Genomic DNA, 23,513 nt, shown 5'->3' with positions numbered 1-23,513 from the left:
TGGCACCTTACCGAGCTGTAATGCGGGCCCGGGCTGTAATGCGGGACCGGGCTGCAATGGGCCCAGACCCTGACGGGCGCTAGAGAATATAGCGGCTGAGATCAGCGTCGCGGGCCAGATCGCCCACCCGGCTGCGCACCGCCTCGGCATCGATGGTGATGGTCTGGCCCGCATGGTCCGTGGCGCGGAACGAGAGCTCCTCCAGTACCTTCTCGATCACGGTCTGGAGCCTGCGCGCACCGATGTTCTCGACGCTGGCATTGACCGCCACGGCAGCGTCGGCCATGGCCTCGACGGCATCCTCGGTGAACACCAGATCGACCCCCTCGGTGGCCAGCAGCGCCTGATTCTGGCTGACCAGATTGGCCTCGGGCTCGGTCAGGATGCGGTGGAAGTCCTCGCGGGTCAGGGCCTTCAGTTCCACGCGAATGGGCAGGCGGCCCTGAAGTTCGGGCAAAAGGTCGGAGGGCTTGGCCACGTGAAAGGCGCCTGAGGCGATGAACAGCACATGGTCGGTGCGGGCGGGGCCATACTTTGTCGAGACCGTGGTGCCCTCGATCAGGGGCAGCAGATCGCGCTGAACGCCCTCGCGGCTGACATCGGCGCCCGAGCGTTCGGACTTGGCGGCCACCTTGTCGATCTCGTCCAGAAAGACGATGCCTTCGCTCTCGGCCAGTGCGACGGCCTCGTGGGTGATGGCCTCGTCATCGAGCAGCTTGTCGCTTTCCTCGGCGATCAGGGGCGTCAGCGCCTCGCGCACCTTGAGGCGCACCGCCTTGGTGCGCCCGCCCATGGCCTTGCCCAGAATATCGGAGAGATTGAGCACGCCCATGCCCGCGCCGCCGGGCATATCGAGCCCCTGCAAGGGACTGGAGGTGTCGGCGAGCTTCAGCTCGACCTCGCGGTCGTCCAGCTCGCCCGCACGCAGTTTCCTGCGGAAGCTCTCGCGGGTGGTCGGCTGGGCGCCTTCGCCCACCAGGGCGTCGAGCAGGCGCTCCTCGGCGGCACCTTCGGCGCGGGCGCGCACACCGGCGCGGCGGCGCTCGCGCACCATGACCAGCGAGGCCTCGACCAGATCGCGCATGATCTGATCGACGTCGCGGCCCACATAGCCGACCTCGGTGAACTTGGTCGCCTCCACCTTGATGAAGGGCGCACCCGCCAGCTTTGCCAGCCGCCGGGCGATCTCGGTCTTGCCGACGCCCGTAGGCCCGATCATCAGGATGTTCTTGGGCGTGATCTCGTCGCGCAGGGCACTTTCCACGCGCTTGCGCCGCCAGCGGTTGCGCAGGGCGAGCGCAACGGCGCGCTTGGCATCGGTCTGGCCAACGATGTGGCGATCAAGCTCGGAGACGATTTCGCGGGGGGACAGCTCGGTCATGGCTGACCAGATAGGGCGTGTGCGCCAAAGCGCAAAGACATGGCCCCGCCATGAGCCCGCCGGGGCCCGGAATGCGGCTCTAGATACGGATGTCGAGCAGGCTGCCCGGCCGCATGGCGCGCGAGGGCGCAGGATCGCCGGCGGGCGCGGCAGCGGCGGGCGCTTCAGGCGCTTTCCTTGCGGTAGCGGGTGCCTGCATGGAACTTGTGGGCGGCGCTCCCGAAACGGCGGCAAAGAACGCCTTCTGCCCGGCCAGCGACGGGGCCGCCGGGGCAGCCGCGCGCGGGGCGAACAGGTCGGCATCCATCATGCGGGGCGGGATCGCGGTCATGATCGCAGGATTAACGGAGCCTGTGCAAAAAGGGTTAACGCGCCCGCGCGATCACCGCGCGCAGCTCGTCGAGATCGCGCTCGTCGGCGATGGGCCCGCCGTGCTTGGCCACGAAGCGGCCGTCAGGTGAGACCACATAGGTTTCGGGCACGCCCGTGATGCCCAGCTCCACCCCTGCGCCGCCCTCGGGGTCGGACAGGACATGGACATAAGGGTTACCCAACTCGTCCAGAAAGGCACGCGTGTCCTCGGGCTGATCGCGCCAGGCGACGCCGATGACACGCACCCCCTCGGCCTGCAGGGCCATCAGGTGCTCGTGCTCGATGCGGCAGGGCGCACACCAGGAGGCGAATACATTGATGACACTGACCTCGCCCGTGACCAGCGCCGCCAGGTCGGGCTGGGGCGCGCCGTCAAGATCGGGCAAGCTGAGGGCGGGCACGCTCTGGCCGATCAGGGCGTCGGGCACCACGCGGTTCTCGCGCCACAGCGCCCACCCGGCCATCAGCATGATCACAAGAGCCAGGGCGGCCAGAGGCATGACGGCCAGCCAGCGGTTCATGATGCCTCACTGGCCCCGCCCTCGCGCTCCAGCCGCTCAAGCTCGCGGCGAACGGCGCGCGCGCGAAGGGCGCTGCGGGCACTGAGCACGATCAGCGCCAGGGCACTGATGGCCCACGCAGGCCAGACGTAAAGCCCGTAGGCGCCCATGTCGAGATCGAGCATGCTCAGGCCTCCTGTCCCATGCGGGCGCGAAGGGTGCCCAGGCGCCGGCGGCGCACCTCGGTGCGGATGTCCGTCAGCCAGAGGGCGAAGAACAGCAGGGTGTAGGCCGCACCCATGACCAGAAGCGGGGTCAGGTGCTCGGCCGTCATGGACGGCCCGCCCGACCTCAGCACCGAGGGCGGCTGGTGCAGGGTGTTCCACCACTCCACCGAAAAGCGCACGATCACCAGATTGAGCAAGCCCACCATGCCCAGCACGGCCGAGGCACGCATGGCTTTCTGCTCGTCGTCGATGGCGGTGCGCAGGGCCATGTAGCCGAGATAGAACAGGAACAGCACCACCACCGAGGTCAGCCGCGCATCCCACACCCACCATGTGCCCCACATGGGCTTGCCCCACAGCGAGCCGGTGATCAGGGCCAGAGCCGTGAAGACCGCTCCGGGCAGGGCGGCGGCGCGCGCGGCCGCATCGGCGAGGGCATGGCGGAACACCAGCGCGAAGAAGGACGACACGCCCAGCAGGCCATAGGCCATCAGCCCCAGCCAGGCCGCCGGAACGTGCACGAACATGATGCGCACCGTGTCGAGCTGCTGATAGTCTTCGGGCGCGGTAAAGCTCAGCCACACGCCCCACCCCAGCATCAGCGCCGCCAGCGCCCAGAACACGGGCACGAGCGGGCCGGTGAAACGCATGAACCGCTGGGGGTTGGCGAGGCCGAAAACCATGGTCAGCGCATAGCGGTGCGCGCTGGCGGCGGCAAGCGTCCGCATGACGCATCCTTAACTGGCGCCATCGTGTCGGTGCGGGCACGCTGGGGCTCTGTTCGCGCCCGGCGCCGTCCCCTGCCCATCAGAGAAACCGAGACCATGACCGTGACCTCGCCCCTTGCCCTCGCCGCCGTGGGTGCCATAGCCCTGATGACCGCCGCCATGGCCCGCGAGCCCGAGGTGCAGGCCCCCGCCCGCTGGGGAGAGGCGCTAAGCGAGGATGCGCGCGCCTTTCACGACATCATCCTCGAGAATCATGCCGGGCCGGTCGATGAGGAGAACCCCGGGTTTCTCCCGCTGCTGGGCGCGGGCCTCGATCTGGCCCTGTCGCGGGCACCGCAGGCCGACAGCTATGAGCACTGGTACTTTGCCCTGAGAGAATACGCCGCATCCTTCGACGACGGGCACCTCGGCCTCGCGGACTGGGCCCCGATGGGACACAGCTGGCGTGCGCGCTGGCCGGGCTTTCTGACGGGCCTGCGCAGTGGTGACGAGGGCGCGGAACAGCACGAGGTGGTCTTCAGCAACGGCGAGGGCCTGCCGCCGGTCGGCGCGGTGCTCGTCTCGTGCGACGGCATCGGTGCGCTGGACCTCGCCGCCGATCGCGTGGGCCGCACGGCGGGGCGCTGGAATCTTCGCTCGCGCCGCAACGCCCTGGCCCACTGGCTGTTCGTCGAACAGGGCAACCCCTATGTGCATCAGCCGCGCGCGTGCCTGTTCGATCATGGCGGCGTGCGCCAGCAGTACCGGATCGTCTGGGATCATCTGGATGACGAGACCCAGCGGGCCGCCTTTGCCGCCGCGCGCGCGCCGCGCCACTTTGCCCCCGTCGAGATGCGGGACATCGACGGCGGCATCTGGATCAGCATGGGCAGCTTCGAGAGCGACCCATCCTCGGAAGTCGGCCAGCGTCTGACGGCGCTGGTCAGCGAGGTCGAGGCGCGAACCGAAGACGTGCGTCGCGCCGCCCTGGTGGTGCTCGACCTGCGCGGCAACAATGGCGGCTCCTCGCTATGGCCCAGCCAGATTGCCAGGGCGCTGTGGGGAGAGGAACGTGTCGCGATGCTCGGGCCCCGCTCGCAGGGCGTGGACTGGCGCGCCTCGCGCGGCAATCTGGAGATGATCGAATCCTATCGCGACGAGGTGTTCGCCGATCAGCCGGAAGCCCGGGCCTGGGCCAGCCAGATCGCAGCGGGCATGGCCGAGGCTCTGGCGGCGGGCCGCCCCCTGTGGCGTCAGGGCGAGCGCGAGGCGCGCCCGGACGGGACACCTGCCCCTTCGCCGGTGCGCGGGCAGGTCTTCGTGCTCACCGATTCCGGCTGTGCCTCGGCGTGCCTCGATGCTGTCGATATTTTCACCGCCATGGGCGCGGTGGTCGTTGGCCAGGAGACCTCTGCCGACAGCCTCTACATGGACACCCGCGACATTGCCCTGCCCAGCGGGCGTGCCGCCGCCTTCGTGCCGATGAAGGTGTTTCGCGGACGGGCGCGCGGCAACAACGAGACCGTCCGCCCGGCCCACGAGTGGACAGGCGACATGGGCGACACGGCCGCGCTGGAGGCATGGCTGAGAGGGCTGTCCGGCCAGTGAGCCGGCCAGTGAGCCGGCCAGTGAGCCGGCCAGTGAGCTGGCCAGGCTGGCTCTGGCCAACTCTGTCTAGCTCTGGGCGTTGCGGATCGCTGCTGCCCCGCCCACAGCGCCGACAACGGCGGCGAACAGGCCATAGGCCCCCAGCAGGGCCAGCGCCGGGCCGAAGTCCGCGCCCGCCGCGGCCTGGTCCAGCGCGCCCGCCCCGAATATCACCGGCGGGATGAACAGGGGCAGCACCACCACGGCGATCAGCAGCCCACCCTGGCGCGAGCCGAGCGCCAGCGCCGCGCCGAGCGCCCCGGTGAAGGCAAAGCCGATCCCGGCCATCAGGGCCGACAGCACCACCAGAGCGGACAGGGCGACCGGGGCCCCCAGCGCAATCGCCACCACGGGCGCGATCACGGCCAGAGGCACGCCCGTGGCCACCCACTGGGCCAGGGCCTTGATGACGAACACGGCCTCGAGCGGCAGCGGACCGAGAGCGATGAGGTCCAGCGCGCCATCCTCGTGATCGCGCTCGAACAGGCGCTCAAGCGAGAGCAGGCTGGCGAGGGCGAGGGCAATCCAGGTCACGCCCCCCGCCACGGGGCGCAGCACCGCCGGATCGGGACCGGCGGACAGGGGCACGATCGCGCCCATGGCCAGAAAGAAGCCGCAGGCGAGCAGGGCACCGCCCCCGCCGCCCCATGCCAGGGACAGCTCGCGCATAAACAGAACCCTCGCCGGTGATGATCGCCTCATGAGGACACCTGTGAAAGGTCGAGGCTGCGCGCGGGCAGGTCCAGCGGATCGTGCACGGCCGCGATGATCATGCCGCCTTCGGACAGGTGCCGGGCCATGAGCGCGCGGGCCACATCACGCCAGCGCGCATCGAGGGGCGCCAGCGGTTCGTCGAGCAGCCACAGGCAGCGCGGCGCACTGACGAGGCGCGCCAGCGACACCCGCCGCCTCTGGCCCGCCGAGAGCCTGCGGGTCTCGAGCCCCAGCACGGGGCCCAGCCCCAGCGCGTCCGCGGCCGCCCCGATCCCGCCGCCTTCCCCCAGCCACTCGGCCTGAAAACGCAGCTCGTCGCGGGCTGTGCGCGCGCCCTTCAGCCCTTCATGATGACCCAGCAGATGCAGATGCCGCCTGGCCGTCTCGGGCTCCAGCGCCGCCCCGTCTGTACCCCGATAGCCGATCGCGCCCGCGTCGGGGCGGATGAAGCCTGCAATGGCGCGCAGGAGCGTGGTCTTGCCCGCCCCGTTGGCACCGGAAAGAGCGAGCGCCTCGCCCGCCCCCAGCGTCAGTGACAGATCGCGCAGCAGCACCCGCCCGCCGCGCGACAGGGTCAGGGCATCGAGGGTGACCGAGCTCAGCATTTGCGAGCCGTTATCAATGTTGCTTCGCCCTGTGCTGGTCTCTCGACGCGGTGCCGGGCCGGGTTTATGTAGCAGCCAGCCGCAGCAGGCCTTCTGCGCGCGCACCCGGACCCTGTGCGTCCGGGCCGCGACCGCGCAAAGGTGCAACCGGATTTTCGGGCGGCCTTGACCAAGAAGGACTTCTCCATGCCGTCAGTCGACAGCCTTTCCACCCGCCGGGATCTCTCCGTCGGGCGCAAGAAATATGCCTATTACAGCCTTGCCGCCGCAGAGGAAGCCGGTCTGACCGGGATTTCGCGCCTGCCGCGCTCCATGAGGGTTCTGCTCGAGAACCTGCTGCGCAACGAAGACGGGGTTTCGGTCACCGAAGCCGACCTGCGTGCCGTGGCCGCCTGGATCGAGAACCGCGGCGCGGTCGAGCACGAGATCGCCTTCCGCCCCGCGCGGGTGCTGATGCAGGATTTCACCGGCGTGCCTGCGGTCGTGGACCTGGCCGCCATGCGCGACGCCATGACGGCGCTGGGCGGCGATCCGGCCCGGATCAATCCGCTCAACCCCGTCGATCTGGTCATCGATCACTCGGTCATGGTGGACCATTTCGGTCAGGCGAGCAGCTTCAAGGCCAATGTGGAGCGTGAATACGAGCGCAACATGGAGCGCTATCGCTTCCTGCGCTGGGGCTCGACCGCCTTCAACAACTTCCGCGTGGTGCCGCCGGGCACGGGCATCTGCCACCAGGTCAACCTCGAACATCTCGCCCAGACGGTCTGGACCGCCGAGGAAGGCAAGAAGACCGTCGCCTATCCCGACACCGTGGTGGGCACCGATTCCCACACCACCATGATCAACGGCCTGGCCGTGCTGGGCTGGGGCGTGGGCGGCATCGAGGCCGAGGCGGCCATGCTGGGCCAGCCGATCCCGATGCTGATCCCCGAGGTCATCGGCTTCCGCCTCGACGGGCGCCTGCCCGAAGGCTCGACGGCAACCGATCTGGTGCTGACCGTCACCCAGATGCTGCGCAAGAAGGGCGTGGTCGGCAAGTTCGTGGAGTTCTACGGCCCGGGTCTTTCGCACCTCAGCCTCGAGGATCAGGCCACCATCGCCAACATGGCCCCCGAGTATGGAGCAACCTGCGGCTTCTTCCCGGTCAGCCAGGCCACCATCGACTATCTGGCCGCCACGGGCCGTGACAAGGCGCGCGTGGCGCTGGTCAAGGCCTATGCCGAGGCGCAGGGCCTGTGGATCGACGAGGGCAGCGAAGACCCCGTCTTCACCGACACCCTCAGCCTCGATCTGGGCGAGGTCCAGCCCTCGCTGGCCGGTCCCAAGCGTCCGCAGGACCGCGTGCTGCTGGTCGAGGCGAAAAACGCCTTCGAGGCCGCCCTGCCGGAAGTGTTCTCGCGCCAGGGCAACGAGGCGCGCCAGAGCGTCGAGGGCGAGAGCTTCGACCTGGGCGACGGCGACGTGGTGATTGCGGCCATCACCTCATGCACCAACACCTCGAACCCCAGCGTGCTGATCGCCGCCGGACTGGTGGCCCGCAAGGCGCGCGCGCTGGGCCTGAAGTCGCGCCCGTGGGTCAAGACCTCGCTGGCGCCGGGCTCGCAGGTGGTGACCGACTATCTGGAGGCCTCGGGCCTTCAGGACGATCTGGATGCGCTGGGCTTCAATCTGGTGGGCTATGGCTGCACCACCTGCATCGGCAACTCCGGCCCGCTGCCCGAGGCCATCTCGGCCACCATCAACGCCCACGATCTGGTCGCGGTGAGCGTGCTGTCGGGCAACCGCAACTTCGAGGGCCGGGTGAACCCGGACGTGCGCGCCAACTATCTGGCGTCGCCGCCGCTGGTGGTCGCCTATGCCCTGGCCGGCTCCATGCGCATCGACCTCTCTAGCGAACCCATCGGTCAGGGTGCGGACGGCAGTGACGTGTTCCTCAAGGACATCTGGCCGACGTCCGAGGAGATCGCCAGCATCCAGCGCGCCTGCGTCACCGACGCCCTGTTCGCCAAGCGCTACAAGGACGTGTTCAAGGGCGACAGGCAGTGGCAGGGCATCGAGATCACCGGCGGTCAGACCTATGGCTGGGATGACAGCTCGACCTATGTGCGCAACCCGCCCTATTTCGAGGGCATGGGCATGGAGCCCGCGCCGGTATCCGACATCATCGAAGCGCGCATCCTCGGTGTGTTCGGCGATTCCATCACCACCGACCACATCAGCCCGGCAGGCTCGATCAAGGCCGCCTCGCCCGCAGGCCGCTATCTGACCGAACACGGCGTGCCGGTGTCGGAGTTCAACTCCTATGGCGCGCGCCGCGGCAACCACGAAGTGATGATGCGCGGCACCTTCGCCAACATCCGCATCCGCAACAAGATCACCCCTGAGATCGAGGGCGGCGTCACGCGCCACTTCCCCTCGGGCGACGAGATGGCGATCTATGACGCGGCCATGCGCTATCAGGCCGAGGGACGTCCGCTGGTGGTCTTTGCGGGCAAGGAATACGGCACGGGCTCGTCGCGCGACTGGGCGGCCAAGGGCACGCGCCTGCTGGGCGTGCGCGCGGTCATCGCCGAGAGCTTCGAGCGCATCCACCGCTCCAATCTGGTCGGCATGGGCGTAGTGCCGCTGCAGTTCAAGCAGGACGGCTGGCACAAGCTGGGCCTGACCGGCGAGGAGATCGTCACCATCCGCGGCCTGGCGGACGTCAACATCGGCAAGCTGAAGCCGCGCCAGGATCTGTGGGTCGAGCTGTTCCGCCCGTCCGACGGGCGCATGGCCCGCTTCCCGGTGCGCTGCCGCATCGACACGGCGACCGAGCTGGAATACTTCCGGGCCGGGGGCGTCATGCCGTTCGTGCTGCGCAATCTGGCGCGAAGCTGAGCGCTCCGCCATCGCTGAACCTCATGAAGGCCGGGGCAAACGCTCCGGCCTTTATCTTTGGGCGCCTCACCCCTCGCGCAGGGCTTCGGCCAGCAGGCGGGCCTCGGCCGCGCGGCTGGAGCCCTGACGCCATGCCACAACGATCTCGCGGCTGGGCTGATCGGGGCCGATGGCACGCACCACCACCCCGGCCCTGTCCGTCAGGCCGGCGCGCACCGCCATGCGGGGCAGGAAGCTGACGCCGAGCCCTGCGCCGACCATCTGCACCAGCGTGTGGATCGAGCTGGCGGCAAAGACGTCCTCACCGCGCGGCGTGTCGATCTCGACCGCCGCCAAAGCCTGATCGCGCAGGCAGTGGCCGTCTTCGAGCAAGATCAGGTCCTCGGCCGAAAGACTGTCGGGGCGCACTTCTCCGAGATCGGCCAGGGCGTGCCCCTCGGGCGCGATGGCCAGAATGTCGTCGTGGGCGATATGGGCATGATCCAGACCGGCGGTGTCATGAGGCAGGGCGATCACCACCGCATCAAGATGGCCCGAGCGCAGGGCCGCGATCAGGCGCGAGGTCTGGTCCTCGCGCAGCAGCAGCTTGAGGCGCGGATAGCGCGGTTTCAGAGCAGGCAGGCGCTCGGGCAACAGAAAGGGGGCCACCGTCGGGATCACGCCCAGACGAAAGCGGCCCGAGAGCGGCTTTCCGGCATTACGCGCCGCCTCGACCAGATCCTCGGTGCGCGCCAGAACGTCCGAGGCCCGGCGCACCGCCTCCTCGCCCACCGAGGTGAGCAGCACCGCGCCGCGCGCGCGCTCGACCACCGGCGCGCCCAGCACCCGCTCAAGCTCCTGAATGCCCGCCGATAGCGCAGGCTGGCTGACATGGGCCGCTTCGGCCGCGCGCGAGAAGGAGCCGTGCTCGGCGAGCAGGGTCAGATATCTGAGCTGGCGCAGGGTCGGGAGCATGGCCCAGATAAACAGTCCTGATGGTTTTCGTAAAGATGATCGATCAGGGTTATGGCCCCGGCTTTCCCCGAGACCCGCCCCGGCCCGGCCCCTGCCCCTGCCCGGGATGCGGGCCGGTTGCCATGTGCAGCGCCGCGCGAGAAGATCGGCGTCTCGTCCTCTGACAGCCGGGTTCACTGATGTCCCCTGATCCGAAAACGGCCGCCCTCATCGCCATGATACCGGCCTATGCCGCGGACATTGCCCGCAATCTGGAGGTGCTGGCCGCAGAGGAGGTGCTGAACGCACAGCGCAAGTGGGGCACTTTTCTGGCCTGTGCCCACGCGATGGGCACGCCGGACCTGGTGCGGGCCATCGAGGATGTAGCCAGCGCACACCTCAGCCTCGAGGCCGCGGACGGCGCGAGGGCGGCGGCGGCGATCATGGGAATGAACAATATCTACTATCGCGCCCTGCACATCATGCGCAGTGCCGAATACCAAACCCTGCCCGCCCGGCTGCGCATGGCGGTCATCGCCAATCCCGGCGTGGAAAAGGCCGATTTCGAGCTGTGGTCATTCGCCGTGTCGGCGATCAATGGCTGCGGGGCGTGTCTCGATGCGCACGAGGGCGAGCTGAAGAAACACGCCGTGCCTGCAGTGGAAATCCAGTGCGCCCTTCGTATTGCCGCCGTCGTGCATGCGGCGGGCCGTGTGCTGGCCAGCGAGGCGGCCCGGGGCGCTAGCTCGCCTCGCTGACGGCCCTGATGCGCTCGATATTGCCGGAAAGCACCTGATTGACCGGCACCGACCAGGCCTCTAACCCGCCCTCGGCATGGCCGCCCACCCGATAGCGCCAGCGCAGCACCGTCGCCTCGTCCTGAGCGATCAGATCAAGGCTCAGGGCACCGGCCACACCCTGTCCCTGCAGGGGGCCAAGCGCGCCGCTGAGGCGCAGGCTCCTCTCCGGGCTCAGATAGACCACCTCCATGTGCCGCGCGAAGGCGCCGTTCTCGCCCGTCTCGCACCAGCAGCCGCCGGGCGCCAGATCAAGGCTCAGGCCCGAGGCATCGCCGAACCATGTGTGGGCATCGGGCCACCACAGTGAAGGCGCACTCAGCACGGCCCAGACGCGCGCATGCGGTGCCTCGATCCTGACCTCGCCCCCGATGACGAAGCCATGGGCCGAAGCCTCGATCACCTCGGCGCTCGCGGGCGCGGATGAGGGTGGGGCCGCAAGCAGGGCTGCGACGGAAAGGGTCAGTATCCAGAGTGATTTCACGACGGCCTCTCTCGTGCTTCAGCTGGCCTCGAAGCTGAGCGGCGCGCCCCAGAACTGGGTGACGCGATCGCCCTGCGGCCCCGGCGCTCCGGTGGTCAGGAACCGGCGAAGGCCGCTGCTGCCGAGATCATATTCGGTGTGGCGCGCAAAGTAGCGCTCCAGCGCGTCGGCCACGGCGGTCGGCTGGTCGATCACCCGCGTGCCTTCGGGCAGGGCGCGGGCAAAGATGTCGGCGATGATCGCATAGTGGGTACAGCCGAGGATGGCCTGATCGGGATGGCGGCCGATGCGTCGGCGCAGCGCATCGACGTGGTCGCGCACCACCACCTCCAGCTCCTCGGTCGGCGCGCCCAGCTCGATCAGGCCCGCCAGGCCGGGGCAGGCTTCGGAGAACACCGCCAGATCCTGGCGGCGCTTGTCGATCTCGATCTCATAGACCCGGCTCATGGCGGTGGCCGCCGTGCAGAACACGCCTACCACGTCGACCGCCTCGATCTTCTCGCCATGCCGGTCGGCCTCATAGTCCCACGGCTGGCCGGTGACGGATTCGATGGTCGGCACGATCAGGCCCAGCACATTGACCGGACGCCCGATCTTCTCGCGATAGCCGGGCAGCCAGGTCTGCTGCAGGCGGCGCAGCGCGATGGAGGCGGCGGTATTGCACGCCAGCACGACCACCGAGGCGCCCTCGTCGAACAGGCGCTCGCAGCCTGCGCGGGTGAGATCGACGATCTCCTCGCCCAGCCGTCCGCCGTAAGGTGCCTTGGCCTGATCGGCCAGATAGATCAGGTCGGCGCTTTCAAAACGCCTGACCAGTTCGCGGTGAACGGTCAGGCCGCCCACGCCGGAGTCGAATACGCCCAGAGCCATGCAGGCGCTTTAGCGATCCTGAAGCGGCGCGGCAAAGGTTAAACGCCGTTCAGGTGACTTGAAGCCAACTTGTGGCTAGGTTGGCGGCCAACCGCGCGGACCGTGCCCGGCCGGACTGCCCCGCTTGCAACCGGCCGCGCCTTTTACCGTTAAGCCTGCGCGCCACAAAAAGGGACGGACATGGACAGACGACAGCTTCTCCTCGCCGGATCGGGCCTGTTTCTGGTGGGCGGATGCGCCACCTCGGCGGCCATGGGCACCTTGCCCGCCAGCATGGCGGCAGACATGGCCGTGGTGAACGCGCTCTTGCCGAACACCACGCCTCAGGCCGAGCTGCTGCAGGAGTGGAGCGGACCCTTTGGCGGCGTCCCCCCGTGGGATCGCGTCACGGCGCCGAAGCTGCGCGAGGCGATCGTCGAGGGCATCGCGCTGCGCCGTGCCGAAGCCGAGGCCATTGCGAACAATCCCGATGCGCCGACCTTCGCCAACACCCTGGTGGCCATGGAGAAAATGGGCGACCCGCTGGGCCGCGCCCTGGCCCTGTTCGGCGTGATGATCAGCAACATCGGCTCTGACGACTATCAGGCCCTGAACCGCGAAGTGGCCCCGCTGCTGTCGGCCGCCGGTGACGAGATCACCTTCAACACCGCCCTGTTCGAGCGCGTGCGCGCGGTCAATGCCAATCCCGCAGGGCTGTCTGCCGAACAGCGCCGTCTGACCGAGCGCCGCTACGAGGCCTTCGTGCGCTCGGGCGCTGCCCTTGACGAGGCCGGCAAGCAGCGGCTGGGCGAGATCAACACCCAGCTCGCCTCCTCCTTCGCCGAGTTCTCGCAGAAGGTCGTGGCCGACGAGAACACCTGGACGCTCATCACCGACGAGGCGCGCCTGGCGGGCCTGCCCGAGTCCAACAAGGCCGCCGCCCGCGATGCGGCGCGCGCGCGCAACCTTCAGGGCTGGGCCATCATCAACACGCGCTCCAGCGTCGATCCCTTCCTGACCTTTGCCGACGACCGGGCCCTGCGCGAGCAGGTCTGGCGCAAATTCGTCAGCCGCGGTGACAACGGCGATGCCAACGACACCAAGCAGACCATCGCCACCATCGTGCGCCTGCGCGCCGAGCGTGCGCGCCTGCTGGGCTATCCGTCCCATGCCCACTGGCGCATGCAGGACACCATGGCCGGAACGCCGGACCGCGCCATGGAACTGATGATGCGCGTCTGGCCTGCGGCGCGCGCGCGCGTGGACGAGGAAGTGCGCGACATGGTCGCCCAGGCCGCTTCCGAGGGCCAGACCATCACCATCGAGCCGTGGGACTATCTCTACTGGGCCGAGAAGGTGCGCAAGGCGCGCTATGACCTCGACCAGAGCGAGCTGCGCCCCTATTTCGAGCTGAACGCCATGAAGCGCGGCATGTTCTACATGGCCGAGCGCCTCTATGGCATGACCTTCCATCCGCTGGCGGCGGGCACCGTGCCGGTGTTCCACCCGGACGTGGAAGTGTTCGAGGTGCGCGACAACGGACGGCACATCGGCCTGTTCTACTCGGACGACTTCGCCCGCGCGGGCAAGCGTTCGGGCGCGTGGATGACCACCTATCGCAGTCATACCACCTATGACGGCCCCAGCAACGTTCTGGCCTCCAACAACAACAACTTCATCAAGGCCCCCGAGGGCCAGCCGCTGCTGATCTCGCTGGACGACACCGAGACCCTGTTCCACGAGTTCGGCCACGCCATCCACTATCTGGTGTCGGAGGTGAACTATCCCAGCTTCGGCACCACGCCGCGCGACTTCGTGGAATATCCGTCCCAGGTCCATGAGCGCTGGGTGCTGACGCGGCCCATCCTCGACCAGTTCGCCCGCCACACCGAGACCGGCCAGCCCATGCCCCAGTCGCTGGTGGACCGGATCGAGGCGTCGGCCGCCTTCAACCAGGGCTATCACACCGTCTCGTATCTCTCGAGCGCCCTGGTGGACATGGACATGCACACCCGCGCCACGCCGCCCACCGACATCGCCGCCTTCGAGCGCGAGTCGCTGGCGCGCATCAACATGCCGCGCGAGATCGTGATGAGGCACCGCCTGCCCCAGTTCAATCACCTGTTCTCCAGCGACGCCTATTCGGCGGGCTACTATTCCTATCTGTGGTCCGAGGTGATGGACGCGGATACCTGGGCGGCCTTCGAGGAGGCGGGCGATCCGTTCGATCCCGCCCTCGCGCGCCGCTTCCGCCAGATCATCCTGGCACCGGGCAACACCACCGACCGCTCGGAAGCCTATCGCCAGTTCCGCGGTCGCGACCCGGACGTGACGGCCCTGCTGCGCGCGCGCGGCTTCCCGACCTCATAGGGTCGTCCACCCCCATGAAGATCAGCCCGGACGGAAACGTCCGGGCTTTTTCATGCCCCGTCCGGCGACTCGCGCGGCTCAAGCGCGGCATCGACTTTCGGCGGCAGGACGAACAGCGACAGACAGCGCGCGAGTTTTTCCCGGTCTCCGCTGACCCTTATCGCGCCCGCGCGCTCCATCTGCCCGAGAGCATGGCCGCCATAGATCACCGCCGCCACAGCCTCTGGCTCGCCCTCGATCACCGCATCTTCCAGGGCAAGGTCCGCGCTGGCGCGAAGATCGCGCTGAACGCGCACATCATGCTCGCGGATGCGCACCAGATAGACCTCGCCCCGGATGACGAAGGCGAAGCGGCCCACGAAGCCCTCGGCGCGCGCGCAGTCGATCATGGTACGCATGGACATGAACAGCGAGACGGCACTGAGCGGCAGGCTCGGGTCATGATGGGGCGAGCGCGCGGCCCAGCGTCCCATGGTCTGGAAGATCGGCTCCATCTCGTAGCCCCAGGGCGTCAGCTCATAGACCCGCGCCTTCACCGGTGGCGGCAGGATGCGCCGCACCACTATGCCCGTGGCCTCGAGACCCTCCAGCCGCTGGGTGAGCACATTGGCGCTGATGCCCGGCAGGGCCCCGCGCAGGTCGCTGAAGCGGCGCGGCCCCAGCATCAGTTCGCGCACGACCAGCATGGCCCAGCGCTCGCCGATCAGGTCGAGGGCATGGGCCGTGGCGCAGGCATCCTCATAGCGGCGGCGTGAGGATTCACGATCAGGAGTTATCTTTTCTAACTTCATCGTTGCCATAGATAACGATATTCGCTATCAACCGCAATGTCGGGACCGCATTCCTGCACAGGTCCGCACAGGCCGGAGACGATGCCATGAGCTATATGGATGGATATGTGGCGGCTGTCAGCGACAGCAATCGCGACACCTACGTCGAGTTCGCAACCCGCATGGCGGCAATCTTCAAGGAGCACGGTGCCGTGCGCGTGGTCGAGTGCTGGGGCGACGACGTGCCCGAGGGCAAGCTCACCGACTTCAGGCGGGCGGTGAAGGCCGAGACGGGCGAGAGCATCGTGTTCTCCTGGATCGAGTGGCCCTCCAGGGCGGCGCGGGATGCGGGCTGGAAAGCCTGCATGGAGGACGCGCGCATGCAGGACAGCGACATGCCCTTTGATGGCAAGCGCATGATTTACGGCGGCTTTGCCACGGTGGTGGACGTCTGAACGGGCCTCTGCCGACTGCAGCGGTGCGCCCTCAGGCTGCAGGGTCAAGTTTTTCCGTATCAGGCTATTGCGAACCATTCGCAAGCGTGCGACGAGGGGCGTCCTGAACGCCACGCCCCTCGGAGGCCCCATGATCCCCTTCCGCTCCCAGCGTCGCCGCCTCGGCGCGGCCCTCACAGCCATCGTGCTGGCACCCGCCCTTGCCCTGTCGGCCTGTGGTCAGGGCGGCAGTGATGACGCGAGCACCGAGGGCGCGGGCCATGTGAACCTCTATACGGCGCGCCATTACGATTCCGACCTGCGCCTCTATGAGCGCTTCACCGAGCTGACCGGCATCGAGGTGCGCCGCACCGAGGGCAACGCCGCCCAGCTGATCGAGCGCATGCGCAGCGAGGGTGCCTCGGGCCAGGCCGACGTGTTCGTCGCCTCGGATGCGGGCTCGCTGTGGCGCGCCCAGGATGCGGGCCTGCTGCAACCGGCCAACTCGGAGACGCTGAACGGCCTGATCCCCGAGAACCTGCGTGCCGACGACGGCTCGTGGTTCGGCTTCACGCGGCGTGCGCGGGTGGTGGCCTACAACCCCGAGCGCGTGCGCCCAGAAGAGATCGCCAGCTATGAGCAGCTCGCCGGGCCGCGCTTCCGCGGCCGCCTGTGCGTGCGCGCCGCCGACAATCCCTACAACCTCTCGCTGGTTGGCGCCCTGATCGAGGTCTGGGGCGAGGCGCGCGCGCGCGAATGGGCCCGGGGCATCGCCGCCAACATGGCGCGCCAGCCCGAAGGCGGCGATCGCGACCAGATCCGTGCCGTGGCCGCCGGTGTCTGCGATGTCGCCATCACCAACACCTATTATTACATCCGCTTCGCCACCGGTGAGGACGCGGGCGACCGGGCCATCACCGAGCGCGTGCGCCTCGGCTTTCCCAGCCTCGACGGTCAGGGCAGCCTGGTGAACATTTCCGGCGGCGGCCTTGCGGCCAATGCGCCCAACCGCGCCAATGCCATCCGCCTGCTGGAGTTTCTCGCCAGCGAGGAGGCTCAGGCCATGGTCGCCGAAGCCAATGGTGAATATCCCGCCTCGCCGTCCGTGCCGGTGCCCGAGCGCGCGCGCCCCTGGGCCGGTTTCACCGCCCATCCGATCAGGGTGTCGCGCTATGGCCCCCATCAGGAGCAGGCCCTGCGCATCATGAGCGAAGCCGGTTGGCGCTGAGCCTTTCCACCGAAGATCAGCCCAGAGCGGGCAGGGCGCTCCCGAGACGATCGGGGGCGCCTTCGCCTTTGGGGGTTCTGGCCATCATCGCGGCCGCACTGGCGCTGCTGCCGCTGGCAGGACTGGTGGTGACGGCCATGCAGCCGGGCGCGGTCGACCTGCCCTGGCCGGACGTGCGCCGCTATGCGCTGGGCTCGGTTCTGCTCGCCGCACTCGTGGGTGCGGGCGTGGCCGTGCTCGGCACTGCAGCGGCCTGGCTTGTGGTCATGCACGACTTTCCCGGCAAGCGCGTTTTCGCCTGGGCGCTGGTCCTGCCGCTGGCCGCGCCGGGCTTTGCCATCGCCTATGCCTATGCGGACCTGTTCGACGTGGCCGGACCATTCCGGTTCTGGCTGCGCGATGTGGCGGGCTTCGACATCGCCATCCGCATGCGCTCGCTGTGGGGGGCGGCCTTCGTGCTGACCATGGCCTTTTACCCTTACGTCTATATCGCCATGCGCGCCGCCTTCCTGAACCAGTCGGTCAGCGCGCTGGAAGCGGCGCGCTCGCTCGGCTGCACGCCCGTTCAGGCCTTTGCGCGCGCCGCCCTGCCGCTGGCGCGTCCGGCTCTCGCCGCAGGTGTCGCCCTAGCGGTCATGGAGACCCTGGCCGACTATGGCGCGGTGCAGTTTCTCAGTTTCGACACCCTGACCACCGGCGTGGTGCGCGCATGGTCGGTGATGGGATCGACCCCTTCGGCGGCCCGCCTCGCCCTGCCGCTGCTGGCGCTGGCGGCGGTGCTGATGTGGCTGGAGCGCTGGGGCCGACGCGCCCGCAGCTATGCCGCTGCGGACGCGCGCTGGCGCCCCCTGCCCGTCACCCCCCTTCGCGGCGTGCGCGGCGCACTGGCGAGCGGCTATTGCGCCAGCCTTCTGATCGCGGGGCTGGGCCTGCCTGTGCTGTGGCTCGTGATCGTGGGCCTGCGGGTCAGCCCCGAGATCGGGCGCATCGTGACGTCGGCATCGAACGCGCTGGTGCTGGGACTGTCGGGCGCGCTGCTGACCGTCGTCCTGGCCACGGCCCTTGCCCTTGGCGCGCGCAAGCTGCCTCTGACCGCACGCATCGCCAGCCTCGGCTATGCCACGCCCGGATCGGCCATGGCCATCGGCCTGCTGGTGCCCGCCGCCTTCGTCTGGCAGAACCTGCCCGGTGCCCTCAGTGCCACAGGTTTCGCCATCATCGTGCTCATCTATGCCTATGCCGCCCGCCTCATGGCCGCCGCCCTCGAGCCGGTGGACGCAGGGCTGATGCGCATCACGCCATCCATGGTCATGGCCGCGCGCTCCCTGGGGCGCAGCGAGGGCGGCGCGGCCCTGTCGGTGCAGGTGCCGATCGTCTCGGGCAGCCTGCTGTCGGCCATGCTTGTGGTGTTCATCGACATCCTCAAAGAGCTTCCCGCCACCTTGATCCTGCGCCCGTTCAACTTCGATACCCCGGCCGTGCTGGCCTACAACTATGCCCGCGACGAGCGGCTGGCCCAGGCGGCCTGGCCTTCGCTTCTGATCATCCTGGTCGCCCTGCCCGCCGTCATCTGGCTGAGCCGCCGCATCAACGCCTCGCGTCCGGGCGCGGGCGAGACGGGAGCGCGCGCATGATTGCGGTCAGGGGCGTCTCGAAACGCTTTGGCTCCCGCGAGGCCGTCATCGCGGCCGACCTGACGCTGCAAGGCGCCTCTATCACCTGCCTGCTCGGCCCCTCGGGCTGTGGCAAGAGCACCCTGCTGCGCATGATCGCAGGTCTGGAGCGCGTGGACAGCGGCGAGATCGCCCTGACCGGCCCTGACGGTGCCGTCCAGCCCCTGTCGGGTGGGCGCCTGCACGTCCCGCCCGAGCGCAGGCCCATCGGTCTGGTGTTTCAGGAATATGCGCTGTTCCCCCACCTCACCGTGATCGAGAACGTGACCTTCGGCCTCAGGCATCTGCCCCGCAATGAGCGAGCCTCCCGGGCTCTGGCCCTGCTGGAGCGGGTGCGCATGGCCGACCGGGCGCGCAGCTACCCCCAGACGCTTTCGGGCGGCGAGCAGCAGCGGGTGGCCCTGGCGCGCGCCCTGGCCAGAGAGCCGCGCGCGGTGCTGCTGGACGAGCCGTTCTCGGGCCTCGACGGTGCCTTGCGAAGCGAGGTGCGTGCCACCACGCTCGCGGCCCTGCGCGCCTCGGGCAGCGCCGCCCTGATCGTGACCCACGACGCCGAAGAGGCCATGTTGAGCGCCGATCACCTCGCCCTGATGCACGAGGGCCGCATCCTTCAGACCGGAAGCCCCGCAGAATGCTATGGCGCACCCGCCAGCGTGGAGGCGGCGCGGCTGCTGGGCGAGATCAACATCGTGCCCGCCCGCGTGCACGGGGCCGTGGCCGAGAGCGTGCTGGGCCGCCACGAGGCGCCCGCCATGGCCGACGGGCCTGCGCGCATCGGCGTGCGCCCCGAGGCGATCCTTGCAGGCGAAGGCGGTATCCAAGCCACCGTGACCGCCGTGGGCTTTGCCGGGGGCTTCTACAGGCTGAGCGTGGTGGCGGGCGGAGAGACTCTTATCCTGCGCCGCGCCCTCAGTCCCGGGGCAGAACATCCGCCGTCACCGGGCGACAGCATCGGCATCACGGTTGCGCCTGCCGCGGTGCACCTTTTCGAGGCCTGAGGGCGGCTTCAGTCCTGATCCTCGTCCCGGCCCGGATCGCGATGGTCGATGACCCGGTCGTCATACCCACGACGCGCCGAGTGAAACGCCAGCCCCATCAGCACCAGAGCCATCAGCAAGGTGCCGATGATGCCGATGGCCAGGGCAATCCAGCCGTGCACGCTCATGGTGCCCCCGCCCAGCCCTGCCCACAGCAGGCGGATGCCCAGCACCACGCCGCCTGCCACCGCAGCGGCCAGCATCAGCGACAGGAAAAGGCGCAGCAGGGACTTGCGGCTGATCTTCATGATCGCAAGGTGAGGGCTCTCGCCTTCTGGATCAAGCGCCTGTCGCGCCGGATCGCGCCCTTGCCGCGGGCGCACGCACACGGCATGGCTGAGGCTGCACACGTGTGCACGCAGCGCGGGGCAGGGAGGCAGGATGATGCAGGCGACAGCGCGGCCCGGAGCCGTGGCCATGATCGTGCTGGCGCTCTCGGCCTGTGTGATCGGGCTGGCTCCCGTTCTGGTGCGCCTCGCCGATGTCGGTCCGGCAGCGGCGGGGTTCTGGCGCTTCGCCCTCGCCCTGCCGTTGCTGCTGGTGCTGACCTGGCGGCGCGCGCCCGAGGACGGTCAGGCCGGGCCGGGCCTGCCGGGGCGATGGATGGTGGTGGCCGGACTGTTCTTCGTCGCGGACCTCGCCTTCTGGCACTATTCGATCCGCATGACCTCGGTGGTCAATGCCACGGTGCTGTGCAACCTGACCCCCGTGGTCGTGACCCTGTTCGCGTGGGTGATGTTCCGTGAGCGCCCCGGCGCGAGCTTCATGGCGGCCCTGGCCCTGGCCATACTGGGCGCCTGCATGATGGCGTTCGGCGCACAGGGTGCGGGCGAGCCGGGCCAGCTGGCGGGCGACCTGCTCGCCCTGTCGGTGGCGCTCTGGTACGGCGGCTACTTCCTTGCGGTTAAGGCCGCGCGCAGGCACGCCGGTGCCATGCGGGTGATGTTCTGGGCCACGGCCATCGGGGCACCGCCCCTGCTGCTGATCGGCGCGCTGCTGGGCGAGGCCCTGATCCCCCTGACGCTTGCGGGCTGGCTGGTGGCCGCAGGCCTTGGCCTGATGCACGTGGTGGGACAGGGCGGGGTGGCCTGGGCGCTGGGCAGGCTTCCGGCGGCAGCGGTATCCATGGTCGTGCTGGTTCAGCCCGTGGTGGCGGCGGCCCTGTCATGGTGGCTGTTCGCAGAGGCCATGACGGTGCTGCAAGGCGCCGGCGCGGTGCTGGTGCTCGCCGCCGTGGTCATGGCCCAGCGCGCGCCGGTGCGAAGGCTGGCCGGCGAAGGCCCCGCCTGACAGGAGGCTCACGAAACCGGGCAGACGCACAAAAGACCATGAAAAAGGGCGCGAACCGCGTCCGCGCCCCTGATCATCAGAATCTGTGTGCCTGCCTCAGAGCAGCTTGAGATCCACTGCGGCGGTCTTGCCGCGCTGCTCTTCCAGCTCGAAGGACACGCGGGCGCCCTCGTCGAGGCCCTGCAGCCCCGCACGCTGAACGGCGGTGATGTGAACGAACACATCCTTGCCGCCGCCCTCAGGCTGAATGAAGCCGAAACCCTTGGTGGTGTTGAACCACTTGACCGTACCTGTAGCCATGTTTGCGCACTCCTTGGACGCGCCGTTTCCAGGCAGCTCAGGACCAGGCCCGAACCGACAGCCCAACCGGGACACAGCTCGTTCTTAGAAGGAGCGACCACGCAAGGGACTGCCCCTGCGCCTTACCTCGGACTGCAACGCTTATGTTCCCCAAGGCCGCAGCGCGGTCAACAGCAAAAGACCAAGAACAGCGCTATGCCAAAGCGGCACATTGCCTAACGACACAGGCCGGTTCCGCTGCCATCAAAGTGGAAGTGGTCTGCGTGGGCCTCGTTATACTCGGGGCCAAGCACAGTCGGAAATATTCGGCAGGCCCCGTCGCGCAGGCGACGCAGGAAGCGGCTGCCCTCCTCGCCCGCACGCCCCTGGCCTTCCCAGTCGCCCGACAGCGAAATGCGCCGCCCGTCGCTCAGGGTGATCGAGGCGATGTCGATGGCATTGGCCCGCGCGTGCTCGGAAGGACGGTTCTCGGGGCCGGAGAGGCCATAGATACGGCGGCAGGAATAGGTGCCATAGCTCTCGACGGAAGCGACCTGCGCGCCCAGCATCTCGCTCGCCAGAGGCTGAAGCACCTGGCGGTCCCAGATGACGTAGCGCACCGCAAGGGGGCACTGCATGATCTGGCCCGCAGGCCGGATCGGCGTGACACCGCCCGTGATGCGGACGGCCCCGCGCACCACACAGAACTGGCCGTCGTCGATGTCCTCGGCGCGCACCACCTCCACACCCGCATCGCGCAGGGTCTGCATGCAGGCCTCGGTCTGGGCACGGATTTCCTCGGCATGGGCCGTGCGCGACAGCTCGAAGTCCGAGACCTTGGAGGCGGTCGCCGCACCGACCGGCTGGTTCAGGTCCAGCGGCTTCCACGGCAGGTGCTGGGGCGGCGCGAAATGATCGAGCAGCGCCAGAGCGGCGAGCCCGAGCAGGGCCACCTCCCACAGCAGATTCCAGAAATCGGCGAAGTCACGTCCCATGGGCCGGATCAGTCATTCCTAGCATCGCAGACGGCCTTGAATCACAGGGGCCTTGCGTGGAACAGGGCCACTGTGCCCCACCTCATGCCTCATTCCCTATGCCATCGAAGCATGGTGAGAGCATGACGGGCAGCCATTCAGCGCACAAATGCACCGGAGGTTCAGCCCTGAGCCTCAAATCAGGCTGCAAAGGTCTGGATCAGGCTTTGCCCGAGGCCCTGACAGGCCGCCGCTCCCGGCCCGCCCGCATTGGCGCACACCGCCACCGCCAGACCGCTTCGGGGCGAAAGGGCCGCAAAGGTGTGCCACAGGGTGTTCGAGCCCTCATGGGCCAGGGCCGCGCCTTCCGCCCAGCGCCGCTCGCGCAACCATAGCCAGCCCAGAGCATAGTCACGCTCCTCGCCAGCATAGGACGTCATCAGCCGCGTTCGCGAGGCGGCGCTGATGTGTGTCTGGCCCTCGTCGGCGAAGATCGCCAGCACCTTGGCATAGTCGGCAAGGCTCATGTGAGCCGTCCCCGCAGGGCCTAGCGCGCGCGGATTGTCGGAACCCGGATGATCGGCTTCGACCGGGGCCAGAGTCTCGCCCACGGCGCGGTGGCCGAGCGGAGACGCCTCGCCTGACGGAGCACCGAAACCGCCCGTCGTGATGCCAAGCGGAGCGAACAGCTCATCCGCCATCAGCGCCTCCCACGGCATGCCCGTGATCTGCTCAAGCGCCGCACCGGCCACCAGGTAGTTGGCATTTCCATAGGCGAACGCGCCGGGTTCTGCCGCAGGGGGCGCGCCCAGCGCCGCGCGGGCAAAGGCAGCGCGCTGCTCGGGCAGAGACCGCTCGTCCTGTCGCGCGCTCATCAGCCACGAAACGTCGATCAGGCCGCGATCCATCAGCCCTGCCCGATGATGCAGCAGGTCGGTAATCAAAACCCCGCGCCAGGCATCGTTCACATCGGGCCAGACATCGCCCAGCGCAGCATCCCAGGAAAGCACGCCCCGGTCCACCAGCCGCGCCATGACCAGCGCGGTCATGGCCTTGGTATTGGAGCCCAGGTGCCAGGAGGCATCCCGCGCCACGGGCGTGTCATCGGTGACGGACCGCTGCCCGGCCACACCAAGATAGAGGATCCGCGCGCCGCGAAGCACCACCGCCCCCATGGCCGGAACGCCGTGGCGGACGCGGCTGGCGTCCAGCGCCGCGTCCAGGGCTGCGCGCCCTGCCGCGTGGTCGTCAAGGTCTTCATCCTGCGCCATGGCACGCATGGGCGCGCTGGCCAGCAGGGCACCGGCCGCAAGGCAGATGCGGCGGCGGGTGGGGCTGTGATGCTTGTTCATGGCCCCA

Annotated in this window: 24 protein-coding genes; 9 read left to right on the top strand and 15 right to left on the bottom strand. The window is 68.7% G+C overall.

The window, feature by feature from the left end; translation table 11 throughout:
- Positions 1 to 79: 79 nt before the first annotated feature.
- The 5 genes from hslU to ccmC form a co-directional block, all read right to left on the bottom strand.
- Positions 80 to 1,381 carry an ATP-dependent protease ATPase subunit HslU gene (gene hslU, locus ACK4E3_RS07710; RefSeq protein WP_409698713.1) on the bottom strand — a complete coding sequence of 434 codons (1,302 nt, stop codon included), beginning with the start codon at positions 1,379 to 1,381 and terminating at the stop codon, positions 80 to 82.
- A gap of 79 nt (positions 1,382 to 1,460) precedes the next feature.
- Positions 1,461 to 1,712, bottom strand: coding sequence for a hypothetical protein (locus ACK4E3_RS07705; RefSeq protein ID WP_409698710.1), 252 nt, complete (start codon positions 1,710 to 1,712; stop codon positions 1,461 to 1,463).
- 34 nt (positions 1,713 to 1,746) lie between these two features.
- Complete coding sequence (locus ACK4E3_RS07700; RefSeq protein ID WP_409698707.1) at positions 1,747 to 2,274, bottom strand: DsbE family thiol:disulfide interchange protein; 528 nt, start codon at positions 2,272 to 2,274, stop codon at positions 1,747 to 1,749.
- The gene (gene ccmD / locus ACK4E3_RS07695) at positions 2,271 to 2,438 is read right to left on the bottom strand and encodes a heme exporter protein CcmD (protein WP_409698704.1); all 168 of its coding nucleotides are present in this window, start codon (positions 2,436 to 2,438) and stop codon (positions 2,271 to 2,273) included. Before ccmD ends, ACK4E3_RS07700 begins: the two co-directional genes overlap by 4 nt.
- Positions 2,439 to 2,440: 2 nt before the next feature.
- Positions 2,441 to 3,208: a heme ABC transporter permease CcmC gene (gene ccmC, locus ACK4E3_RS07690; protein ID WP_409698701.1), complete on the bottom strand. Its 768-nt coding sequence runs from the start codon at positions 3,206 to 3,208 to the stop codon at positions 2,441 to 2,443.
- Between the two features lie 96 nt (positions 3,209 to 3,304).
- Here ccmC and ACK4E3_RS07685 point away from each other — a divergent pair, with 96 nt between their 5' ends.
- On the top strand, positions 3,305 to 4,795 hold the full coding sequence (locus tag ACK4E3_RS07685) for a S41 family peptidase (protein WP_409698698.1): 1,491 nt from the start codon (positions 3,305 to 3,307) through the stop codon (positions 4,793 to 4,795).
- A gap of 66 nt (positions 4,796 to 4,861) precedes the next feature.
- Here ACK4E3_RS07685 and ccmB read toward each other — a convergent pair whose 3' ends face one another.
- The gene (gene ccmB, locus ACK4E3_RS07680) at positions 4,862 to 5,503 is read right to left on the bottom strand and encodes a heme exporter protein CcmB (protein ID WP_409698695.1); all 642 of its coding nucleotides are present in this window, start codon (positions 5,501 to 5,503) and stop codon (positions 4,862 to 4,864) included.
- A 29-nt stretch (positions 5,504 to 5,532) separates the two neighbouring features.
- On the bottom strand, positions 5,533 to 6,153 hold the full coding sequence (gene ccmA / locus ACK4E3_RS07675; protein WP_409698692.1) for a heme ABC exporter ATP-binding protein CcmA: 621 nt from the start codon (positions 6,151 to 6,153) through the stop codon (positions 5,533 to 5,535).
- Between the two features lie 186 nt (positions 6,154 to 6,339).
- Here ccmA and acnA point away from each other — a divergent pair, with 186 nt between their 5' ends.
- The gene (acnA, locus tag ACK4E3_RS07670; protein WP_409698689.1) at positions 6,340 to 9,036 is read left to right on the top strand and encodes an aconitate hydratase AcnA; all 2,697 of its coding nucleotides are present in this window, start codon (positions 6,340 to 6,342) and stop codon (positions 9,034 to 9,036) included.
- Positions 9,037 to 9,102: 66 nt separating this feature from the next.
- Here acnA and ACK4E3_RS07665 read toward each other — a convergent pair whose 3' ends face one another.
- Positions 9,103 to 9,990: a LysR substrate-binding domain-containing protein gene (locus tag ACK4E3_RS07665; protein WP_409698686.1), complete on the bottom strand. Its 888-nt coding sequence runs from the start codon at positions 9,988 to 9,990 to the stop codon at positions 9,103 to 9,105.
- A gap of 179 nt (positions 9,991 to 10,169) precedes the next feature.
- Here ACK4E3_RS07665 and ACK4E3_RS07660 point away from each other — a divergent pair, with 179 nt between their 5' ends.
- Positions 10,170 to 10,727 carry a carboxymuconolactone decarboxylase family protein gene (locus ACK4E3_RS07660; protein ID WP_409698683.1) on the top strand — a complete coding sequence of 186 codons (558 nt, stop codon included), beginning with the start codon at positions 10,170 to 10,172 and terminating at the stop codon, positions 10,725 to 10,727.
- Here the strand turns inward: ACK4E3_RS07660 and ACK4E3_RS07655 are convergent.
- Together ACK4E3_RS07655 and ACK4E3_RS07650 are read right to left on the bottom strand one after the other, a co-directional pair.
- Positions 10,711 to 11,250, bottom strand: coding sequence for an ATPase (locus tag ACK4E3_RS07655; RefSeq protein WP_409698680.1), 540 nt, complete (start codon positions 11,248 to 11,250; stop codon positions 10,711 to 10,713). The genes ACK4E3_RS07660 and ACK4E3_RS07655 overlap by 17 nt on opposite strands.
- Positions 11,251 to 11,268: 18 nt before the next feature.
- Positions 11,269 to 12,120: a glutamate racemase gene (locus ACK4E3_RS07650; RefSeq protein WP_409698677.1), complete on the bottom strand. Its 852-nt coding sequence runs from the start codon at positions 12,118 to 12,120 to the stop codon at positions 11,269 to 11,271.
- Positions 12,121 to 12,300: 180 nt separating this feature from the next.
- Between ACK4E3_RS07650 and ACK4E3_RS07645 the strand changes: the two genes are divergently transcribed.
- Positions 12,301 to 14,469: a M3 family metallopeptidase gene (locus tag ACK4E3_RS07645; protein WP_409698674.1), complete on the top strand. Its 2,169-nt coding sequence runs from the start codon at positions 12,301 to 12,303 to the stop codon at positions 14,467 to 14,469.
- A 50-nt stretch (positions 14,470 to 14,519) separates the two neighbouring features.
- On the opposite strand, the gene ACK4E3_RS07640 is transcribed toward ACK4E3_RS07645, so the two are convergent.
- A complete protein-coding gene (locus ACK4E3_RS07640) occupies positions 14,520 to 15,260 on the bottom strand; it encodes a winged helix-turn-helix transcriptional regulator (RefSeq protein WP_409698672.1) in 741 nt (246 codons plus the stop codon).
- Positions 15,261 to 15,346: 86 nt separating this feature from the next.
- Here ACK4E3_RS07640 and ACK4E3_RS07635 point away from each other — a divergent pair, with 86 nt between their 5' ends.
- The 4 genes from ACK4E3_RS07635 to ACK4E3_RS07620 all read left to right on the top strand — a co-directional run bounded on the left by ACK4E3_RS07635 (position 15,347) and on the right by ACK4E3_RS07620 (position 19,572).
- The gene (locus tag ACK4E3_RS07635) at positions 15,347 to 15,694 is read left to right on the top strand and encodes a DUF1428 domain-containing protein (protein ID WP_409698669.1); all 348 of its coding nucleotides are present in this window, start codon (positions 15,347 to 15,349) and stop codon (positions 15,692 to 15,694) included.
- Positions 15,695 to 15,824: 130 nt separating this feature from the next.
- The gene (locus ACK4E3_RS07630) at positions 15,825 to 16,901 is read left to right on the top strand and encodes an extracellular solute-binding protein (protein WP_409698666.1); all 1,077 of its coding nucleotides are present in this window, start codon (positions 15,825 to 15,827) and stop codon (positions 16,899 to 16,901) included.
- A 68-nt stretch (positions 16,902 to 16,969) separates the two neighbouring features.
- The gene (locus ACK4E3_RS07625) at positions 16,970 to 18,535 is read left to right on the top strand and encodes an ABC transporter permease (RefSeq protein WP_409698663.1); all 1,566 of its coding nucleotides are present in this window, start codon (positions 16,970 to 16,972) and stop codon (positions 18,533 to 18,535) included.
- Positions 18,532 to 19,572 (top strand): ABC transporter ATP-binding protein, encoded by a 1,041-nt coding sequence (locus tag ACK4E3_RS07620; RefSeq protein ID WP_409698660.1) that lies wholly within the window; start codon positions 18,532 to 18,534, stop codon positions 19,570 to 19,572. Before ACK4E3_RS07625 ends, ACK4E3_RS07620 begins: the two co-directional genes overlap by 4 nt.
- A gap of 8 nt (positions 19,573 to 19,580) precedes the next feature.
- Here ACK4E3_RS07620 and ACK4E3_RS07615 read toward each other — a convergent pair whose 3' ends face one another.
- Positions 19,581 to 19,859 (bottom strand): hypothetical protein, encoded by a 279-nt coding sequence (locus ACK4E3_RS07615; protein ID WP_409698658.1) that lies wholly within the window; start codon positions 19,857 to 19,859, stop codon positions 19,581 to 19,583.
- Positions 19,860 to 19,992: 133 nt separating this feature from the next.
- Between ACK4E3_RS07615 and ACK4E3_RS07610 the strand changes: the two genes are divergently transcribed.
- Complete coding sequence (locus ACK4E3_RS07610; protein WP_409698655.1) at positions 19,993 to 20,901, top strand: DMT family transporter; 909 nt, start codon at positions 19,993 to 19,995, stop codon at positions 20,899 to 20,901.
- Positions 20,902 to 20,997: 96 nt separating this feature from the next.
- Here the strand turns inward: ACK4E3_RS07610 and ACK4E3_RS07605 are convergent, their stop codons facing one another.
- From ACK4E3_RS07605 to ACK4E3_RS07595, 3 genes are all read right to left on the bottom strand, one after another.
- Positions 20,998 to 21,201, bottom strand: coding sequence for a cold-shock protein (locus tag ACK4E3_RS07605; RefSeq protein WP_409698652.1), 204 nt, complete (start codon positions 21,199 to 21,201; stop codon positions 20,998 to 21,000).
- A gap of 215 nt (positions 21,202 to 21,416) precedes the next feature.
- A complete protein-coding gene (locus ACK4E3_RS07600; protein ID WP_409698649.1) occupies positions 21,417 to 22,175 on the bottom strand; it encodes an extensin family protein in 759 nt (252 codons plus the stop codon).
- A 179-nt stretch (positions 22,176 to 22,354) separates the two neighbouring features.
- On the bottom strand, positions 22,355 to 23,506 hold the full coding sequence (locus tag ACK4E3_RS07595; RefSeq protein WP_409698646.1) for a serine hydrolase domain-containing protein: 1,152 nt from the start codon (positions 23,504 to 23,506) through the stop codon (positions 22,355 to 22,357).
- Between the last annotated feature and the right edge of the window lie 7 nt (positions 23,507 to 23,513).

Source organism: Brevundimonas sp. (genome assembly GCF_046299595.1).
Classification (GTDB): domain Bacteria; phylum Pseudomonadota; class Alphaproteobacteria; order Caulobacterales; family Caulobacteraceae; genus Brevundimonas.
This window is presented reverse-complemented; position numbering and strand designations above follow the sequence as displayed.

Excerpts from the sequence above, each read along its gene's own strand:
- hslU (WP_409698713.1), bottom strand. The coding sequence starts at position 1,381 with ATGACCGAGCTGTCCCCCCGCGAAATCGTCTCCGAGCTTGATCGCCAC.
- ACK4E3_RS07705 (WP_409698710.1), bottom strand. The coding sequence starts at position 1,712 with ATGACCGCGATCCCGCCCCGCATGATGGATGCCGACCTGTTCGCCCCG.
- ACK4E3_RS07700 (WP_409698707.1), bottom strand. The coding sequence starts at position 2,274 with ATGAACCGCTGGCTGGCCGTCATGCCTCTGGCCGCCCTGGCTCTTGTG.
- ccmD (WP_409698704.1), bottom strand. The coding sequence starts at position 2,438 with ATGCTCGATCTCGACATGGGCGCCTACGGGCTTTACGTCTGGCCTGCG.
- ccmC (WP_409698701.1), bottom strand. The coding sequence starts at position 3,208 with ATGCGGACGCTTGCCGCCGCCAGCGCGCACCGCTATGCGCTGACCATG.
- ACK4E3_RS07685 (WP_409698698.1), top strand. The coding sequence starts at position 3,305 with ATGACCGTGACCTCGCCCCTTGCCCTCGCCGCCGTGGGTGCCATAGCC.
- ccmB (WP_409698695.1), bottom strand. The coding sequence starts at position 5,503 with ATGCGCGAGCTGTCCCTGGCATGGGGCGGCGGGGGCGGTGCCCTGCTC.
- ccmA (WP_409698692.1), bottom strand. The coding sequence starts at position 6,153 with ATGCTGAGCTCGGTCACCCTCGATGCCCTGACCCTGTCGCGCGGCGGG.
- acnA (WP_409698689.1), top strand. The coding sequence starts at position 6,340 with ATGCCGTCAGTCGACAGCCTTTCCACCCGCCGGGATCTCTCCGTCGGG.
- ACK4E3_RS07665 (WP_409698686.1), bottom strand. The coding sequence starts at position 9,990 with ATGCTCCCGACCCTGCGCCAGCTCAGATATCTGACCCTGCTCGCCGAG.
- ACK4E3_RS07660 (WP_409698683.1), top strand. The coding sequence starts at position 10,170 with ATGTCCCCTGATCCGAAAACGGCCGCCCTCATCGCCATGATACCGGCC.
- ACK4E3_RS07650 (WP_409698677.1), bottom strand. The coding sequence starts at position 12,120 with ATGGCTCTGGGCGTATTCGACTCCGGCGTGGGCGGCCTGACCGTTCAC.
- ACK4E3_RS07645 (WP_409698674.1), top strand. The coding sequence starts at position 12,301 with ATGGACAGACGACAGCTTCTCCTCGCCGGATCGGGCCTGTTTCTGGTG.
- ACK4E3_RS07640 (WP_409698672.1), bottom strand. The coding sequence starts at position 15,260 with ATGAAGTTAGAAAAGATAACTCCTGATCGTGAATCCTCACGCCGCCGC.
- ACK4E3_RS07635 (WP_409698669.1), top strand. The coding sequence starts at position 15,347 with ATGAGCTATATGGATGGATATGTGGCGGCTGTCAGCGACAGCAATCGC.
- ACK4E3_RS07630 (WP_409698666.1), top strand. The coding sequence starts at position 15,825 with ATGATCCCCTTCCGCTCCCAGCGTCGCCGCCTCGGCGCGGCCCTCACA.
- ACK4E3_RS07620 (WP_409698660.1), top strand. The coding sequence starts at position 18,532 with ATGATTGCGGTCAGGGGCGTCTCGAAACGCTTTGGCTCCCGCGAGGCC.
- ACK4E3_RS07615 (WP_409698658.1), bottom strand. The coding sequence starts at position 19,859 with ATGAAGATCAGCCGCAAGTCCCTGCTGCGCCTTTTCCTGTCGCTGATG.
- ACK4E3_RS07610 (WP_409698655.1), top strand. The coding sequence starts at position 19,993 with ATGATGCAGGCGACAGCGCGGCCCGGAGCCGTGGCCATGATCGTGCTG.
- ACK4E3_RS07605 (WP_409698652.1), bottom strand. The coding sequence starts at position 21,201 with ATGGCTACAGGTACGGTCAAGTGGTTCAACACCACCAAGGGTTTCGGC.
- ACK4E3_RS07600 (WP_409698649.1), bottom strand. The coding sequence starts at position 22,175 with ATGGGACGTGACTTCGCCGATTTCTGGAATCTGCTGTGGGAGGTGGCC.
- ACK4E3_RS07595 (WP_409698646.1), bottom strand. The coding sequence starts at position 23,506 with ATGAACAAGCATCACAGCCCCACCCGCCGCCGCATCTGCCTTGCGGCC.